The organism is Phormidium tenue FACHB-1052, from assembly GCF_014696675.1.
Classification (GTDB): Bacteria; Cyanobacteriota; Cyanobacteriia; order Phormidesmidales; family Phormidesmidaceae; genus Nodosilinea; species Nodosilinea tenuis_A.
In genome coordinates, this window is the sequence record NZ_JACJQN010000012.1 from 76,452 (window position 1) to 92,712 (window position 16,261).

The window sequence follows — 16,261 nt, forward strand, 5'->3', positions numbered from 1 at the left end:
GAATGCCCAAATCCCTCGATATTGACTCCCCTACGACTTCCTCGGCCCCGCTCCCTCACCCACCCAAAAACTCGGCCATCAGCGTGTTAACCCGCTCAGGTTGCTCCTGCTGCACCCAGTGGCTGCACTGGGGAATGTAGCGCAGCCGCAGATGGCGCACGTAGTCTTCGGTGCCAACGGAGAGCTCTTTGCCCAGGGCCGCATCGGCTTCGCCCCAAATCAGCAGAGTGGGCACTTCAAGAATGCCCCAGGGTTGCCACTGGGGGCCGCTAAAACTCAAAGCCCGGTAGTAGTTGACCATGGCGGTGAGGGCACCGGGTTTGGCGGCGGCGGTTTTGTAGGCTTGCAGATCGGCGTCGCTAAAGGTGCTTTTATCGATCGCCATGCCCCGCAGCATTTGCTCGATCGCCCAGTAGTCGCCCGCCTGCAACAGCAGTTCGGGCAGCAGCGGTAGTTGAAAGGCTCCGATATACCAACTGCGCAATAGCTGCTGAGGATGGCGCAGCCCCTCGGCAAACTTAGCGGGGTGAGGAATATTCATCACAATCAGCGACTGGAGCAGCTCGGGGTGGGCGTAGGCAAAGGCCCAGGCGATCGCGCCCCCCCAGTCGTGCCCCACTAACACCGCTCGGTCATAGCCTAAGGCGGCGATCGCCCCCCGCACATCCTCTACTAAAACATCTAGACGATAGGCATTGATACCTGAGGGCTTGTCGCTGTCGTTGTAGCCCCGCAGGTCTAGGGCAACGCAGGTATATTGAGCCGCAAAATGGTCGAGCTGGTGCCGCCAAGAGTACCAAAATTCAGGAAAGCCGTGCAAAAACAGCATCAGCGGCCCTTGCCCCTGGCGGACGTAGTGCAGGTGTAGGCCGTTGGTTTGCAGAAATCCGTGCTGTCTGCTGACGGTTGCGGTCATTGCACCACCGGGTTCAACATCTCCTTCACTATACCGAGAGCCCCCATCAGCAGAGGCACCCCCTGACTCAGATCGGGTTCCCATTACGTAAATATATTTATCCGATTTCCCCACCGCCCCGGATGCTAATTGCCACCGTCTGTAAACGATAGGGAGCACAGCAGAAACTGACGTTGTGTGGGTGTCCGTCACAACACCTAACCGGATCACAGCCCAGAGTTGTTGGCTCACCTGCCAGACCTAATGGGGTTAACTGGCTTGCGAAGGCTCATTCTCTACGTGCTGGCCTTGGGGAGCCGGTTGCTGACCATCGCGATCTGGAACGACCTGGGAGGGTTTGGCCCTCGTCACGTTCCTTGCGACCGTTCCTGATATGACCTCACTAGACGACTTGACCCTATTGCAGTGGTTTGTCTCGGGAGATGCCACCCTAGAAGCAAATCAGTCCCTCCGTATTCAGCCCGCTAACAATCTGCGCCAGCTCTTGGGTCGTAAAGGCTCGCTGCTGGCCACCGCCTACGATGCCGCCCTGCCGCCCCGCATTGAGGTGCGTCGCTACACCGACTATGCTGACGTGTTACACCAGATTTTGGTCGACCATCACTTTGTGCCCGTTGGGCAGGGGTTAGACAGCCAGGTCTTGTGCTACACCCACTACCCGATTCCTGCGGGCTACCGCATTGTCTATAGCCAGGCTCGCCAGTTGTGGAAACAGTGGTGGACCCATGCCAGTCGCCTCAGCGATCGCCACCTACAGCTCGACCTGTTTGTGCTGGCCAGTAACCAGTGGTACCCCATCCGCGACATTGCTATCAACAGCGGCACGCTCTACATTGGCACGCTGCGAGGCGAGACCGTTCACCACGGCGATGACATGATGGTGTGGCTCGAACAGGATCGCTGCGATGAGGCCGATAAAACCTGTTTTTGGGCACCGCCCCCAGGCCAGCTAGTGCCCTCCCAAAGCCCAGAGCAGCTACCCGCCGCCGCGTCTAGCTCGCCCCACCGGCCTCAGCCCCCCGCACTGCCACCTTTAGATGGTGCACCGGCTACTGTAGACCCCACCCTGGCCCCGGTTGTTTATGCCCTAGACGGCAAGGTCTATGTGCAGACCGCTCTGGGGGTTATCGTCGTCGAAGGCGAAAAATTGAGGGCCTACAAACCTACGCTCCCGCTAGCGACCCCGAGGGCTCGCTCTACGACCGTCACCACCGTTCGGCAGCGCCCCAGATAACCTGTAGTTCCAGCCGTCGGCCCCGCCAGTTTTGCCCAGGGTTTGCTAGGCAAAACTGGCGGTTGTGACGCCCTCAGCCACCGAGAAACTGTATAAGAATTTACAGAATCTTGTTGATACCACGGAGAAAACATCCGGATTCCTGACAGCAAATTTCATAACATGGGATTGTGCCAATCCGATACAGGGCATTGAGCAGCCTCTATGTGGGTTAGGCGTTAGTGGCTCCTTTGCTAGACCTAGTGGGCTTAATAAGTCTGCGCTGGTGAAAGCTGATCGGCGATCGCGGCCTAGATAGCTTCTCAGGGTCTAGCCCCCATCCCGTTCCTGAAACTGTGCTGCCCATGACCTCACTAGACGACTTAACTCTGTTGCAGTGGTTTGTTTCGGGGGATGCCACCCTAGAGGCAAACCAGTCGCTGCGCATTCAGCCCGCCAACAAGGCGCGCCAGCTTTTAGGCCGCAAAGGAGCGCTGCTAGCGATCGCCTACGATGCCAGCACACCACCTTGCATTGAGGTGCGCCGCCACACCGACTACACCGATGTGCTGCACCAGGTCTTAGTCGATCATCACTTTTTGCCCATTGGCCAGGGATTAGATAGCCAGGTGTTGTGCTACGCTCACCACCCTATTCCCCAGGGCTACCGGGTCAATTATGCCGCCGCCCGGCAGCTTTGGAAGCAGTGGTGGCTCCACTCTAGCCGCCGTGGCAACCGCCCGTTGCAGCTTGACCTGCTGGTGCTGGCGAGCGGCCAGTGGTACCCCATCCGCGACATTGCCATCAACAGCGGCACCCTCTACGTCGATACCCTGCGCGGCGAGAACGTTTACCACGGCGATGACCTGGTGGCCTGGCTCGAAAAAGAGCCCTGCGAGGAGGGCGACAAAACCTGTTTTTGGGCACCGCCACCGGCTCAAGCTGCACCAACTCCGACCGCTAAGCCACCCCTTGCTGTGGGGACTGTGCCGGTCAGGGTGCCCGCTCCAGCCCCGCCGCCGCCGCCCCCGATGCCGGTTGCTCCAGCCCCTCAGGCTAGCGTAGACCCCACTCTGGCCCCCGTGGTCTATGCCCTAGATGGCAAGGTCTACATCCAGACCGCTGTGGGGGTGGTCGTGGTTGAGGGCAAAGAGCTAAAGGCTTATAAATCTTTGCGCCAGGCGGCGATCGCCCCTGACCGGCCTGCAACCGTGGCAATCGTCGGGCAGCGCCCTAGGTAAACAGCCTGGGGGGCAACAGCCACAGCAGAGTGCCCCGGCCATAGTCAATCTGAGCCCAGGTGGCGATCTCAAACTCAAGGCAGACCATGGCTGCCGTAGGCATGGCCACGGTACCGCCGCCCAAAAAAAACGAAACGGCGTCAGACCAGGTCGGCTGGTGACCCACCAGCATGAGGGAGTGGTGGTGGTTTGGCACTGCGTGAATCACCTCTAGCACCTGATCGATCGAGGCTTCGTAGAGGTCGTCGGTGACGCTCATGGGGCAGGGCCACTGGCCAGCCGACCTGGCGATCTCTAGCGTGGTGCGGGCGCGCACTGCTGAGGAGGTAATGGCCAGATCGGGGACTTTGCCCGCCGCCGCCAGCAATTTACCCATGGTTTTGGCGGCGACGATGCCGCGCTCAGCGACGGGGCGATCGCGATCGCGACCGTTACCCACATTCCAGTCAGATTTGCCGTGGCGAAAGAGAATTAGCTGCTTGGTCATGGTGATGGGTCAATCGTGGCTCCAGGGGCGGTGTGCCCTTGATCACCTTAGGGGATCGCCTGGGAGGAATCAACGTTGCCCCGTTTTTCTCCAGCTTTAGGATGAGGCCCGCATCGATAGGCCAATGCGCTTGAGCTTGGTATCGACCTCCATCACCCGCACCGTCACCACCTGACCCACCTTGACAATCTCGTTGGGGTCGCTGACAAAGCGATCGGCCATCTGCGAAATATGCACCAGCCCGTCCTGGTGCACCCCCACATCCACAAATGCGCCAAAGTTAGTGACATTGGTGACCACTCCCTCCAGCGTCATCCCCGGCTTCAGGTCGGTGATTTCGTTGATGCCCTCCTGAAAGCGGGCGTAGGCAAACTGCTCGCGGGGGTCGCGACCGGGCTTTTCTAGCTCCTGCAAGATATCGCGCAGGGTGAGTTCTCCGGCCTCGGCGGTGGTGTATTTTTTGATGTCGAGCCGCTTCAGGCGATCAGCAGCTTTAGAAATTTGCGCCAGGGGAAGGGCGAGATCGGCGGCGATCGCATCCACAATGCCGTAGCTCTCGGGATGCACCGCTGTGTTATCCAAAGGATTCTTACCGTTGCGAATGCGCAGAAACCCCGCCGCCTGCTCAAAGGCCTTCGGCCCCAGCTTCTTCACCTTCAGCAGCTCCCGACGCGACTGAAACGCGCCGTTGGCATCGCGAAATTCCACAATATTGTTGGCCACCGCCGGGGTCAGCCCCGACACGTAGGTGAGCAGCTCGCGGGAGGCCATATTTAGATCCACCCCGACATAGTTGACGCAGCTCTCGATGGTGTCATCCAGCTTCTGCTTCAGCCGCTTTTGGTCAACATCGTGCTGATACTGGCCCACGCCGATCGATTTGGGGTCAATCTTCACCAGCTCTGCCAGGGGGTCTTGCAGCCGCCGAGCAATGCTAATCGCCCCCCGCACCGTCACATCCAGGTCGGGGAATTCTGCCGCCGCCACCTCGCTAGCGGAGTAAATCGAGGCCCCCGACTCATTCACCAAAACTTTCACCGGAGGATTTGGCAGCGTTTTTAGGACTTCCCCCACAAAGGCGTCAGTCTCGCGGCTGGCGGTGCCGTTGCCGATCGCAATCAGCTCGATCTTGTGCTTGCGAATCATCCCTGCCAGGGTCTGAGCCGCGTGCTGCCGCTGGTTTTGGGATTGGTGGGGAAACACCGCCTGATATTCCAAAAATTTGCCAGTGCTATCCACCGCCGCCACTTTGCAACCGGTGCGAAAGCCAGGGTCAACCCCCAGGGTTGGCTTCATCCCCGCCGGGGGCGACAGCAGCAGATTCTTTAGGTTGGCCTCAAAGTTTTGAATCGACACCTCATCGGCCCAGGCTTTTTTTTCGGCCATCACCTCGCTGGTCAGCGACGGCTTCATCAACCGGCTGTAAGCATCCTGAATCACTTCCCGGTAGAACTGGCACACCTCGGCAACCGGAGTTTTTACCATCCGCTTTTCCAGGGTTTGCAGAATGGGGTCGGGTTCTACCTCTAGTCCCACCTTGAGAATGCCTTCGCGATCGCCCCGCAAAATCGCCAGCAGATTGTGGGAGGCGATGGAGCGCACCGGGGACTGGTAGGCGCGATACATCTCGTACTTGGTGCTGCCCTCAGGGTGGCCTTTTTTGATGCTGGCGGTGACCTGGCCGTGGGTCAGGAGGCGATCGCGCACATACCGCCGCAGCTCTGCCCGTTCCGCCACCTGCTCTGCCAAAATGTCCGCCGCCCCCTGAAGGGCTTCATCGGTAGACTGAACCCCTTTGTCCGGGTTCACAAACGCCTGCGCTTCCTGAACTAGAATCGCGCGTTTGCCCGTTTTATTTAGCTCCTCAATTTTCTGGGCCAGCGGCTCCAGTCCCTTTTCCTTCGCCATAGTGGCGCGGGTGCGGCGCTTGGGTCGGTAGGGCAGATAGAGATCCTCTAGCTCCGTCTTTTGCTGGCAGGCGAGAATCGCGGTCTTTAGTGCATCCGTGAGCTTGCCCTGAGATTGAATCTCGCCCAGCACCGTCTGCCGCCGATCCTCAAGCTCCGTTAGGTACTGGTGGCGCTCGGCAATCTGCCGCAGCTGTACCTCGTCTAGATCCCCCGTGCGCTCCTTGCGGTAGCGAGCCACAAAGGGCACTGTCGCCCCTTCGGCAAACAGCACTAAGGTGGCCTCTACTTGGGCAGGACGGATCTCAAGTTCGGCAGCAATGGTGGTCGCGAGCGGAGTCATGGGGCGGCTACTGAGGCAATAACAGTCCTCCATTGTAGATGTGGCCTGAACAGCTCAGAGAACGTAACTAGCATTCGTTGCGATAGCTAGCTCAACCCCTTGGGTAGATATTAGTAACTGACGATCGCCCCCAGGGACTTCAGCATGCGTTCTTCGGTGTCAGAGAGGCCCGTGGCCCCACGGATATTGACACCTTCGTAGGGGCGATTGGGGCGGAGGGTCTGCTGGCACAGGCCCGTCGCTAGATCCCACACGCGAATTTCGTCGTCCTGGCTGGCGGTGAGCAGATGGGCACCGCTGGAGCAACCCAAGACTTGCCAAATATCCTGGCTGTGGCCTTTGAGGGTATAGCGGCGTTGGTTGGTTTCAACCTCCCACACCTCGACCTGGGCATTTTGGCTAGTCAGCGCCAGCAGGTTGCCCGTAGGGCCGAGGGTAACCCCTTGCAGCCATTGCTCAGTAGGGTGCTGCCACTGGCCGAGACAGCTATTGTCCTGTCCCAGGTTCCACCAGCGCACGGTGCCGTCATGGCTGGCGCTGGCCAGTCTCTCACCTTGAACCGTAAGACTGTGTACCTGACTTTGATGGCCAGTTAGAACGCGGCGATCGGTGCCTAGGGTTCGCTGCTGCCAGGGCCAGAGGCCAATGGTGCCATCCCTAGCGCCTACCACAATCCAGTCGTCGCCGGGGCTAAACAATAGAGCGGTTGGGCTGTCAGGGGTGTCTTCTAACTCGCCTACGACACTGCCCGTGGTGCAATCCCACACCAAAATGCTGCTGCCGGGGGTGGCACTGGCCAACCATTGACTATCGAGGCTAAAGCGCAGCAGGGTAGCCGGGGTTGGTGTAACCCCCACCCACTGGCTCTGCCCCGCAGCGGTAGACCAAAGCCGTAGGGTTTGATCATCGGCGCTGCTCGCCAACCACTGACCATCGGCGCTAAGGGCGACGGTGCGCACCGAGCCGCTGTGGCCTGCCAGGGCCCGAGGGCCGATGGCGTAGGGGCTGTGGGCGTTGACCTGCCACAGCCGCAGGTGGGTGTCGTCGTGGCCAGTGAGAATGGTGCCGCTGTCAGCGCTAGCGCTAAAGGCTAGGCAACGCACCGGATGGGCCTGGCTGAGAAAGCTGCGCCAGCACTGGCCTCGCTTGACGCTCCAGAGCTTGATGGTGTAGTTGCTGCCGGTGACGAAATAGCGGCTGTCGGCGCTAAAGGCTAGGGTCCACACCGGCGCTTTCAGCGACGGCAGAGCGTAGCAGAGGCAGCGGTTCGGAATATCCCACACCGTAACGGTGAAGTCTTGGCCGCTAGATACCAGGTAGCGTCCGTTGGGGCTGAGGGCCAGGGCGGGCAGAGCCTGCACATCGGCGGGTAAAATCCAGCAGGGCAGACCGGTGGCTAAATTCCAAATCGTCAAGCAGTGGTCGTCGTAGCCCGCTGCGAAGGGAATGGGCGGGCAGTCGGGGTCGTTGGGGTCGGGTAAAAACCCAACAGTGCGGATGGCAGCGGTCGATCGCGCCTGGAGATCTTTGAGCAAGGTGCGATCGCCCACATGCCACAGGCAGGCGCGCTGGTCATCGCCGCCGCTCACCAGTTGGTCGCCCAAAGCACTGTAGCCCAAGCTGTGAATTGCCCCAGTGTGGCCCTTTAGACAGCCCTGTCGAAAGCCCGAAGCGACTTCCCACAGGCACAGCCGACCGCTGTCATCGCCGGAGGCCAACTGGCTGCCGTCGGGGCTAAAGGCCAGGGCCCGCACTGGGGCCTGGTGATCGTCTAGAATATCGGCCTGGTAGGTGGATCCCACTGACCACAGCCAGATTTGCCCGCTTTCGGTGCCCATGGCCAGCAGATCGCCCTGGGGGCTAAAGGCTAGCGATCGAATGCTCTGGCCCTCGTCAAACATCCAGACCAGCTTGCCCCGCTTCAAATCCCACAGCAACAGCCGACCCTCGTGGTCGCCCGTGGCCAGGTGCCACCCATTCTCCTCGGCTGCCGCGCCCCGTTGGCCCTGCCTATCGGTAGAACCAACAGGGCTAAAGGCGGCCACCGGATCGCGCCCCAGGGCGGTGGCAAAGGTAGTGTCGCTAAACTGGGCCTGGCTAAAACTGGCTCCCTGCACGCTCACCCGCCGCAGGTCGCCTTGCCAAATAGCCAGATGAGAAAAATCGACACCGCTGATGCCCAGACCCAGGTGCTGGCAGAGGTGAATTAAGTTGCCGGCCCCGTAGCCCGGCTGACCGACGAGGGGCTGAAGGGCCTTGAGCAGGCGATCGCCCTTAGCAGCCAGAGCCTCATCGGTAGCGTATTGTTGCCGCAGCTCTTCTGCTAGGGGAATTAGCATAGCCGTCCGCTGACGTTCCTGCACGACCTCTCGGGCGGTCATGGTGACGAGGGGCAACCGCTGGAGCCAGTCGAAGGTTTCGGCCTCTATTTCAGCAGCCAGCACACCTTGCAGTCGCTCTAGGACTAAGACCTGCACCACGGGGCCTAGGCTCAACACCAGCCCCCGGCTCCCGGTAGCCTGGGCCTGAACCCAGCCCCGCCCCAAGACCGACTGCACCACTATGTCGGGTAGGGGCGGCTGCATGGCTCCGTTGAAGTCGTCGAGGGTGACCGGTTCCTGGGCCAGGGCTAGCCAGTAGAGCAAGCCCCATTCCTCGGGCGGCATTCGATGCAGGGCTTGGGTAAAGGTGCGATGTACGACGACAGGCACGATCGCCTTAGTCGCCTGGAGCAACATTCGGGGCTGACCTTGGTAGACCTCTCGCAGCGTCGCCCCTAGCCCCCGCAGCACCAGAGGATGGCTACCGTAGCGATCGACCAGTGCGGCCCAGTCGTCGGGGGCATTCAGGGCAGCCGGGGCCTGGAGCAGAGACCGGGCCGCCTCGGCGGACAGATCGCCGAGGACATAATCTCGCACCCGTGGCCCCTGTAGCTGGGAAAAATCGGCGGGCTTTTCGCGGCTAACCCAAACTAGACAACTCTGGTGATGGCGCTCGGCACCCTGGTGAAAAAGGTGCTGTAGGGCGTCGGCATGGGGGCGGTAGCTGCCCGCTGGCTGCTGAGTCTCAAAGAACTGCTCCAAACCATCAATGATCAGCAGGGCATGGCGCTGGCTCAGCTGATCGAGCACCCAGTCTACTTGGGCCAGGGGGGCGATCGCCGCCTGCGGGTCAAGCCAGTGGACGATCGCCCCCAGCACATCTTGCTCGGTAGCTTCGGCAGTCAGGGCTAGATAGCCGCACTGATCGACCTGGGAGGCAACGGTGGCGGCGATCGCTGCCGCCACCGTCGTCTTCCCCACCCCTGGCAGCCCCCATAGCACTACCGTGCGGCAACGTTCCGCCAAAATCCACTCAGTCAGGGTTGCTAGTTCGGCTTGGCGACCCGCGCAGTCGGCCAGATCGAGGCGGGGGGATTCGCGCACCACTAGGGTGGGGTGGGGCAGGGGCGATCGCGGCTCCACCACAAGATTCAGAGGCGGGGCCGGTTCAGTCGCCACTAGCCCCTGCATCATCCAGGTGTGCAGCACATTCTGAATGTTGCGCTTCGTCACCCGAACACCCTGAAGATCAGCATCCACCAGCTCGGTGAGCAGTTGCCAGAGCTTGGGGCCAACGTCTTTTTTGAGATAGTCTTCGGTGTAGCCAACGGTGGGGGTGGCCATCGCTGCATAGGTCTTATTTTCCCAAGCCCCCTGTAGCACCAGACGCTCGACATCCTTCAGCGGTCGCCCCTTGCGCTCCACAGCAACTTGGTTGATGTGTACAGCAATTTTTTCAAAATCCATTGGCAAAACCGCCGAGATGCCCCAAATCTGGCCTCAGTCTAACCTGAATTTTCCAGAACTTCTCAGCCCCAGGGTTTAGGGAATTTGAGCCCAGGGAATTGGCAAAAAAATTCCCCGACCCAAGGGCCAGGGAATTATCAGGGTGCATCTACCTGTTCATATTTCTGGGCCAGTCGGGTGAATCAGGATGGTTTGGGAGGGATTTTGTTAGAGTGCCTGGGGAGGTGGGGACTAAGGGGGTAGGGCGTAGGGGGTAGATGGGTGGGGAGTACCTGCCACGAACTCGGCTCTAAGTTAGGTAATGGGTACTTTCCCTTGGGGCAGCAGACGGTGGGCGATAGCGTGACGTCATCGCCTTATAACTCGAAATGTTTAAAGACTTAATCTCGAAATGTTTAAAGACTTAATTAGGAGCAAATTTTGTCGGATGCACTGACCTTAAAGGCCTACGACCTTTGGAAAACCTATGGCGATGAGGCGGTGGTGCAGGGCGTCAGCTTCTCCCTGGCACCGGGTGAGATTGTCGGGCTGCTGGGGCCAAATGGGGCAGGCAAAACCACCACGGTGGGCATGCTGTTTGGCACTGTTATTCCCACCAAGGGGTTTGTGCAGTTTGGGCCCTGGCAGCTACCGGGGCAGGGGCAGCTGGCCCGCGCCCAGATGGGCATTGTCACCCAGGAAGACAACCTCGACCCCGACTTTACGGTGTTTAAAAACCTCACCCACTTTGCCCACCACTACCGCATTACCGGGGCGGCGGCGCGGCAGCGGGCGGGGGAACTGCTGGCCCTAGTCAATTTAGAGCACCGGGCCGAGGCCCAGGTCGATGAGCTGTCGGGCGGCATGAAGCGCAAGCTGGTGCTGGCCCGCGCGCTGTTGAATCGGCCCAAGATCGTGTTTTTAGATGAGCCCACCACCGGCCTCGACCCCGACGCCCGCCAGGATTTTTGGCGGCTGGTGCAGGATCTCAAGGCCAGCGGCTGCGGCATTTTGCTGACCACCCACTATATGGATGAGGCTCAAAGGCTGTGCGATCGCCTGCTTCTCCTCCAGCAGGGCAAAGTGATCGACGAGGGCACCCCCACCGATCTGGTGGCGCGGGTGATTGGCCGCGAGGTGGCCGAGATCGAAGGGGTTGAGGCCCAGATTCTCCAGGATCTAGCGGCCCGCTACGAAACCTGGTATCGGGCCTTTGGCAGCGGTCACTTGATATCGCTGCCCGATCGCGACCCTGAGGTGGTTTGGGGTGCGATCGCTGCTCACCACCCTAACCACCTCCTGCGGCGACCCGCCAACTTAGAAGACGTGTTTTTGCGACTCACTGGGAGCGTGCTGGAATGAAGCTGATTACCGCAACCCCTTGGGGGGTGTATTCGGTTTGGTGGCGACACTTTCAGGTGTACCGCAGCACCTGGTTGGTGAACTGCCTGCCGCCGATTTCTGAGCCAGTGGTGTATCTGCTGGCCTTTGGCTACGGCCTTTCCCCGCTGATTGGCGAGGTGGACTACCTGGGGCAGATGATTCCCTACGCGCGGTTTTTAGCGCCGGGAATGATTGCGATCGGGGTGCTGTTTCAGTCGTTTTTTGAGGGGGCCTACAGCAGCTTCATTCGGCTGAACTTTCAAAAGACCTGGCAAGCGTTGCTGACCGCGCCGCTGAGCTATGCCGATGTGTTTTTGGGTGACTGGGTTTGGGCGGCCACTAAGGGCACCATTGCTGGCACCATCACCGGGCTGGTCGCAGTGCTGGCCAACCTCTACGACCTCTCTAGTCTGGTGCTATCGCTGCCGCTGATTGTGCTGGGCAGCCTGCTGTTTGGGGCCTTTGGCCTGCTGGTGGCCGGAGCTGTAAATAAAGTTGACCAGGTGAATGTGCCGATTTTTCTGGTGATCATCCCCATGTTCACCCTCTGCGGCACCTATTTCCCGCGCGATACGCTGCCGCCGCTACTGGCCAAGTTTGCCGCGCTTTTGCCCCTAGCCTCCCTAGTCGATCTGCTGCGTTGGCCACTGGGCCTGCCCCCCTGGTGGCCCCTGCTGCTGCTCTGGCTAATTGTATGGATGGTGGTGATGGCCAGGCTGGCCGCCCTGCGGATTTATCCCAGGTTGTTTAGCTAGCAGAATATTGCAGGGGCGCTTTTACCTCGCTCTTCCAGCGGTTGGCGATGGGCATGCGCCAGCCCAGGCCAAAGGCGCGATCGGTCACCTTGAGAACGGGCGGGGTCTGCCGCCGCTTAAATTCGGCCCGCGACACCAGCCGCAAAACTTTGTCTACCACCGCTGCATCGTGGCCAGCCGCAACCATCTCAGCTACCGACTCGTGGCGTTGCACCAGGCGATCGAGAATGTCATCCAGCACCTCGTAGGGCGGCAGCGAATCTTGATCGACCTGACCAGGCTTGAGTTCGGCACTGGGCGGTTTTTCGAGAATGTTTTGCGGAATCAGGGCGTCAGTCAGGTAGCTGACTCGCTCCGACAATTCACCCAGAGCCACTGGAGCTACAGAACCAGTGCCGCTGCCCACCTGCCGATTGAGCCACTGACAGAGGGCGTAAACTCGCGTTTTGGGCACATCAGCAATCACCGCCAAGCCACCGTTCATATCGCCGTAGAGGGTGCAGTAGCCCACCGCCATTTCCGACTTGTTGCCAGTTGATAGCAGCAGGTGACCAAACTTATTCGAAACCGCCATCAGCAGGTTGCCGCGAATGCGCGACTGGATGTTTTCTTCGGCAATACCGGAGCTGGTGCCCGCAAAGAGGGGGTCGAGCACCTGGTCGTAGTCGGCCATCAGCGGGCCGATCGCCAGGGTTTGGTGGGCAATACCTAGGGTTTGGGCCAGGGCCAGCGCGTCGGTCACCGAGTGGTCGGAGCTATAGGGGGAGGGCATGAGAATGCCGAGCACGTTAGCTGGGCCGAGGGCTGCCGCTGCGATCGCCGCCACCAGCGCCGAGTCAATGCCGCCACTGAGGCCAATCACCGCCTTAGAAAAGCCACACTTGTGGGTGTAGTCGCGCACCCCCAGCACCAGGGCCGACCAGATCGCCTCGTTTTCGTCGGCGGGCAGGGGGGCAATGTCGCCAGGACACAGGTCGCGCTGGATAGGGTCATATTCCACCACCGCTAGCCCGGCCTGGTAGGAGGGCAGACGAGCCACCAGCTCGCCTTGGCGGTTGAAGGCCATACTGGTGCCGTCGAAGATTAAGTCGTCGTTGGCCCCCACCTGGTTAGCGTAGAGAATGGGGCAACGAAACCGAGTGGCGCTGTGGGCCAGCATGGAGGCTCGCAACTGCGCTTTGTTGACCGAGTAGGGCGATGCGGAGAGGTTGATCACCACATCAACGTGGTCATCGGCTAGGTCGGCGATCGGGTTGCGGGGGTAGCTGCGCCCGCCCCAAAACTCCTCGTCGTTCCACAGGTCTTCGCAGATGGTGACACCCACGCGCAGGCCCCAATCGCCCAGGGGAATGGTGAAACTGCTCGGCCCCTGGCCGGGGGCAAAGTAGCGGTGTTCGTCAAAGACATCGTAGGTGGGCAATAGCTGCTTGTGAAAGACCTGCTGCACCTTGCCACCCTGAAGCAGAGCGGTGCTGTTGAATAGGGGCTTTTCGCCGTGGTAGCGGGCCTTGGGGTTGGCGGCGGCATAGCCCACCAGCACAGCGATGTGGGGGGGCACCTCGGCGGACAAGGCATCGAGCTGTTGAGCCATAGCCTGAATAAAACTGGGCTGAAGCAGCAGGTCGCGGGGCGGGTAGCCGCACAGCACCAGCTCGGTGGTGATGAGCACCTGGGCACCCAAGCGATCGGCCTGACGGGCGGCATCGAGCACCTGTTGAGCATTGTGGGCCAGGTCGCCAATGGTGGGATTGAGCTGGGCGATCGCAAATTTCATAGGAGTTAATAGATAAAAAGGATTTTGACCAAAACGCTGGCTGTAATCGTCTTCAGCTACCGACAATCAGCGGGGAAATAATCAGGCTTCCGAGGAAATGGACTTTTTGGGGCGACTGCGCTGGGCCGCCAGGGTGTTGCGCTCCCAAAAGACGCCATCGGTGTATCCCTGAATGGTGGGGTCTTCGTTGGCTAAGGCCAAACGCTTTTCGGCTAGGCAGCAGTAGTCGGGGTCTTGTTCAATGCCTACATACTGCCGCCCGAGCTTTTTGGCGACCACAGCGGTCGTACCACTACCAAGAAAGGGATCGAGTACCACATCGCCAGAATTGGAACTGGCCAGCAGCAGTTTGGCCACCAGTTTCTCAGGTTTTTGGGTGGGATGATCGGTGTTTTCGGTCATTGACCAAAAGGGCACGGTAATGTCGGTCCACAGGTTAGAAGGGTGGGTGAGACGGTAGTTTTTCGAACCCTTATCATCCCAATCTTTGGGTTGTCCAGCCGGATTTCTGTAGGGAGCCATCACCTGGCGTTTGAGCTTTACGGCATTCACATTAAAGGTGTAGGTTTCCGAGACGGTGCAGAACCAAATATCTTCACTGGCGTTTTTCCAATTGGCTTGGGCACCGCGGCCTTTCTCACGCTCCCAGGTGATTCTATTTCTGACGGTAAAGTATTTTTCTAGCACGGGATACATGACGGTTGAGGTAGCCCAGTCGGCGCAAAAATAAGCGGAAGCATGGGGCTTGAGCATGGGTTTAAGCTGAGAGATCCAGCTATCGAGCCAAGCACTGTAGGTAGGGCGATCGCACTGCTTAAACTTGCTGCCATTGAAATCTTTGGTGAGGTTGTAGGGCGGGTCAACAATCAGCAAATCCACAAAGTTTTTGGGTAGGTAGGGCAACGCCCCAAACACATCCTGACAAATAGTTCGATTGAGAATTTCGTTGGGGAATTTCTCACAATCCAGGCTGATCAACTGCTGCAAAAACACAGCTCGCTCTTCAGAATTGAGATCAAGAGTTCGGTTTTGAGGTGCCCTAGCTTTCATCCCCTAACCCCCATGTTCTAGAACTCCCATCTCACCCCATCACCCTAATCTTCCCCATCCCCCCTACCCCTTACTCCCCTCTTCGTCAAATAAACACCATCGCCTTCTCCTTCAGCGGTTCAAAGGCAGCGGCATCAAACCGATACAGGCTGGCAGGCCGCCCGGCACCCCGGGAGGTTTTTTGGCCGGTATCCTGCAAAAAACCCAGCTTGAGCAGCCGAGCCCGAAAGTTGGAATAATCCGAAAACCCTTCCCCCAGAACGGTGACGTAGAGCTGGTAGAGATCGCCCAGGGTAAAGACCTCGGGCAGCACGTCGAAGGCGATCGGGCTGTATTCCAGCTTGTTGCGCAGCCGCCGGTAGCCGTAGGTGAGAATTTCGTTGTGGTCGAAGGCAAGCTGGGGCACTTGGGCCAGGGGATACCAGGCGATGCCGCTGACACCGTCGGCGATCAGTTCGGCATCCTCAAAGCGCACCAGGGCAAAGTGGCTGACCGACAGATAGCGCACGTTAAAAGCCTGGGGCGACTCGCGGGGGTCGCGATCGGGGCCACCAAAGGTGTAGAGCTGCTCTAAATAGAGGGTGTTGACGCGAATTTTTTCGGCCAGCACCCGGTAGGCGGCGGCTTCTAAGGATTCGCCCTGGCGCACCAGGGTGCCGGGCAGACTCCAGTAGCCCGCGAAGGGCTCGTCGTGGCGCATCACCACCAGCACCAGCAGCCGGTTTTGCTGGGTATCTACGGAGAAAATTACGTTGTCGACGCCTACTTTGAAGTCGGCCAGGGGCACCGGGCTTAGGGGGTGGTCAGAGGTGCGGTGGAGTTTTGCGGACATGGGTAGAGGTGGTGTTGGGCAATGTAGGACTGCACCGCCGGGGGAATTTCGGGGGCGGTGGCAGCGGGAATGCCATCGCACTGGCGATAGCGGGACGACGACACATCGATCGCAGGCATCTCGGCCACGGTGACGGTCGTATATTGGCGCAGATTGGCCAGGCTGGCCTCCGTGAGGTCGTAGCCGGGGCGCGGTATCACCAGAATGCTCGCTGCCGCAAAGATTTCGGTCGCTCGGTGCCAGGTGGGCAGCTGCTCCACCAGGTCGGCCCCCACCACCAGGGAAAACTCGGCCTGGGGCCAGACCTGCCGCGATCGCTCCAAAGTAACCACCGTGCGCATGTGGCTGAGTTCGGGGTGTACCTGCACCCGCTGGGGCGGCACGGCGAGGTCGTCGATCAGCAATTCCAGCATGCGAAAGCGATCGCCCAGGGGGGTCTGATGCTCCTTAAACGGGTTGTTAGCCGTCCATACCGCCACGTGGTCAAACTGGGTGGCCAGCCAGGCGAGAATGGCGGCGTGACCCTGGTGGGGCGGGTCGGCGCTGGTGCCAAACAGAGCGATGCGAAGCGCCGGAGAATTGGTTGCAGTCAT

12 protein-coding genes are annotated in these 16,261 nt (G+C 59.8%); 4 read left to right on the forward strand and 8 right to left on the reverse strand.

Features of this window, described 5'->3' with window-relative positions; translation table 11 throughout:
* Positions 1–55: 55 nt before the first annotated feature.
* On the reverse strand, positions 56–916 hold the full coding sequence (locus H6G07_RS16695) for an alpha/beta fold hydrolase (protein ID WP_073609443.1): 861 nt from the start codon (positions 914–916) through the stop codon (positions 56–58).
* A 373-nt stretch (positions 917–1,289) separates the two neighbouring features.
* Here H6G07_RS16695 and H6G07_RS16700 point away from each other — a divergent pair, with 373 nt between their 5' ends.
* Together H6G07_RS16700 and H6G07_RS16705 are read left to right on the forward strand one after the other, a co-directional pair.
* On the forward strand, positions 1,290–2,150 hold the full coding sequence (locus tag H6G07_RS16700; protein ID WP_199312167.1) for a hypothetical protein: 861 nt from the start codon (positions 1,290–1,292) through the stop codon (positions 2,148–2,150).
* A gap of 344 nt (positions 2,151–2,494) precedes the next feature.
* Complete coding sequence (locus H6G07_RS16705; protein ID WP_073609442.1) at positions 2,495–3,370, forward strand: hypothetical protein; 876 nt, start codon at positions 2,495–2,497, stop codon at positions 3,368–3,370.
* Here the strand turns inward: H6G07_RS16705 and H6G07_RS16710 are convergent.
* From H6G07_RS16710 to H6G07_RS16720, 3 genes are all read right to left on the reverse strand, one after another.
* Complete coding sequence (locus H6G07_RS16710; protein WP_073609441.1) at positions 3,363–3,857, reverse strand: SixA phosphatase family protein; 495 nt, start codon at positions 3,855–3,857, stop codon at positions 3,363–3,365. The genes H6G07_RS16705 and H6G07_RS16710 overlap by 8 nt on opposite strands.
* A 96-nt stretch (positions 3,858–3,953) precedes the next feature.
* Positions 3,954–6,107: a Tex family protein gene (locus tag H6G07_RS16715; protein ID WP_073609440.1), complete on the reverse strand. Its 2,154-nt coding sequence runs from the start codon at positions 6,105–6,107 to the stop codon at positions 3,954–3,956.
* Between the two features lie 110 nt (positions 6,108–6,217).
* Entirely contained in the window at positions 6,218–9,895 is a 3,678-nt protein-coding gene (locus H6G07_RS16720) for a WD40 repeat domain-containing protein (RefSeq protein WP_073609439.1), read from the reverse strand.
* Between the two features lie 420 nt (positions 9,896–10,315).
* Between H6G07_RS16720 and H6G07_RS16725 the strand changes: the two genes are divergently transcribed.
* Positions 10,316–11,236, forward strand: coding sequence for an ATP-binding cassette domain-containing protein (locus tag H6G07_RS16725; protein WP_084173302.1), 921 nt, complete (start codon positions 10,316–10,318; stop codon positions 11,234–11,236).
* A complete protein-coding gene (locus H6G07_RS16730) occupies positions 11,233–12,012 on the forward strand; it encodes an ABC transporter permease (RefSeq protein ID WP_073609438.1) in 780 nt (259 codons plus the stop codon). Before H6G07_RS16725 ends, H6G07_RS16730 begins: the two co-directional genes overlap by 4 nt.
* Here the strand turns inward: H6G07_RS16730 and H6G07_RS16735 are convergent.
* From H6G07_RS16735 to H6G07_RS16750, 4 genes are all read right to left on the reverse strand, one after another.
* Positions 12,005–13,786, reverse strand: a complete 1,782-nt coding sequence (locus H6G07_RS16735; protein ID WP_073609437.1) for an NAD+ synthase — start codon at positions 13,784–13,786, stop codon at positions 12,005–12,007. The two genes, H6G07_RS16730 and H6G07_RS16735, sit on opposite strands and share 8 nt — an antisense overlap.
* Before the next feature lie 81 nt (positions 13,787–13,867).
* Positions 13,868–14,779: a DNA-methyltransferase gene (locus H6G07_RS16740; protein ID WP_338420709.1), complete on the reverse strand. Its 912-nt coding sequence runs from the start codon at positions 14,777–14,779 to the stop codon at positions 13,868–13,870.
* Between the two features lie 142 nt (positions 14,780–14,921).
* Positions 14,922–15,668, reverse strand: coding sequence for an NUDIX hydrolase (locus H6G07_RS16745; protein ID WP_073609517.1), 747 nt, complete (start codon positions 15,666–15,668; stop codon positions 14,922–14,924).
* The gene (locus tag H6G07_RS16750) at positions 15,629–16,261 is read right to left on the reverse strand and encodes a nicotinate-nucleotide adenylyltransferase (protein ID WP_073609435.1); all 633 of its coding nucleotides are present in this window, start codon (positions 16,259–16,261) and stop codon (positions 15,629–15,631) included. Before H6G07_RS16750 ends, H6G07_RS16745 begins: the two co-directional genes overlap by 40 nt.

Coding starts and splice junctions, on each gene's coding strand:
- H6G07_RS16695 (WP_073609443.1), bottom strand. CDS start 916: ATGACCGCAACCGTCAGCAGACAGCACGGATTTCTGCAAACCAACGGC.
- H6G07_RS16700 (WP_199312167.1), top strand. CDS start 1,290: ATGACCTCACTAGACGACTTGACCCTATTGCAGTGGTTTGTCTCGGGA.
- H6G07_RS16705 (WP_073609442.1), top strand. CDS start 2,495: ATGACCTCACTAGACGACTTAACTCTGTTGCAGTGGTTTGTTTCGGGG.
- H6G07_RS16710 (WP_073609441.1), bottom strand. CDS start 3,857: ATGACCAAGCAGCTAATTCTCTTTCGCCACGGCAAATCTGACTGGAAT.
- H6G07_RS16715 (WP_073609440.1), bottom strand. CDS start 6,107: ATGACTCCGCTCGCGACCACCATTGCTGCCGAACTTGAGATCCGTCCT.
- H6G07_RS16720 (WP_073609439.1), bottom strand. CDS start 9,895: ATGGATTTTGAAAAAATTGCTGTACACATCAACCAAGTTGCTGTGGAG.
- H6G07_RS16730 (WP_073609438.1), top strand. CDS start 11,233: ATGAAGCTGATTACCGCAACCCCTTGGGGGGTGTATTCGGTTTGGTGG.
- H6G07_RS16735 (WP_073609437.1), bottom strand. CDS start 13,786: ATGAAATTTGCGATCGCCCAGCTCAATCCCACCATTGGCGACCTGGCC.
- H6G07_RS16745 (WP_073609517.1), bottom strand. CDS start 15,668: ATGTCCGCAAAACTCCACCGCACCTCTGACCACCCCCTAAGCCCGGTG.
- H6G07_RS16750 (WP_073609435.1), bottom strand. CDS start 16,261: ATGACTGCAACCAATTCTCCGGCGCTTCGCATCGCTCTGTTTGGCACC.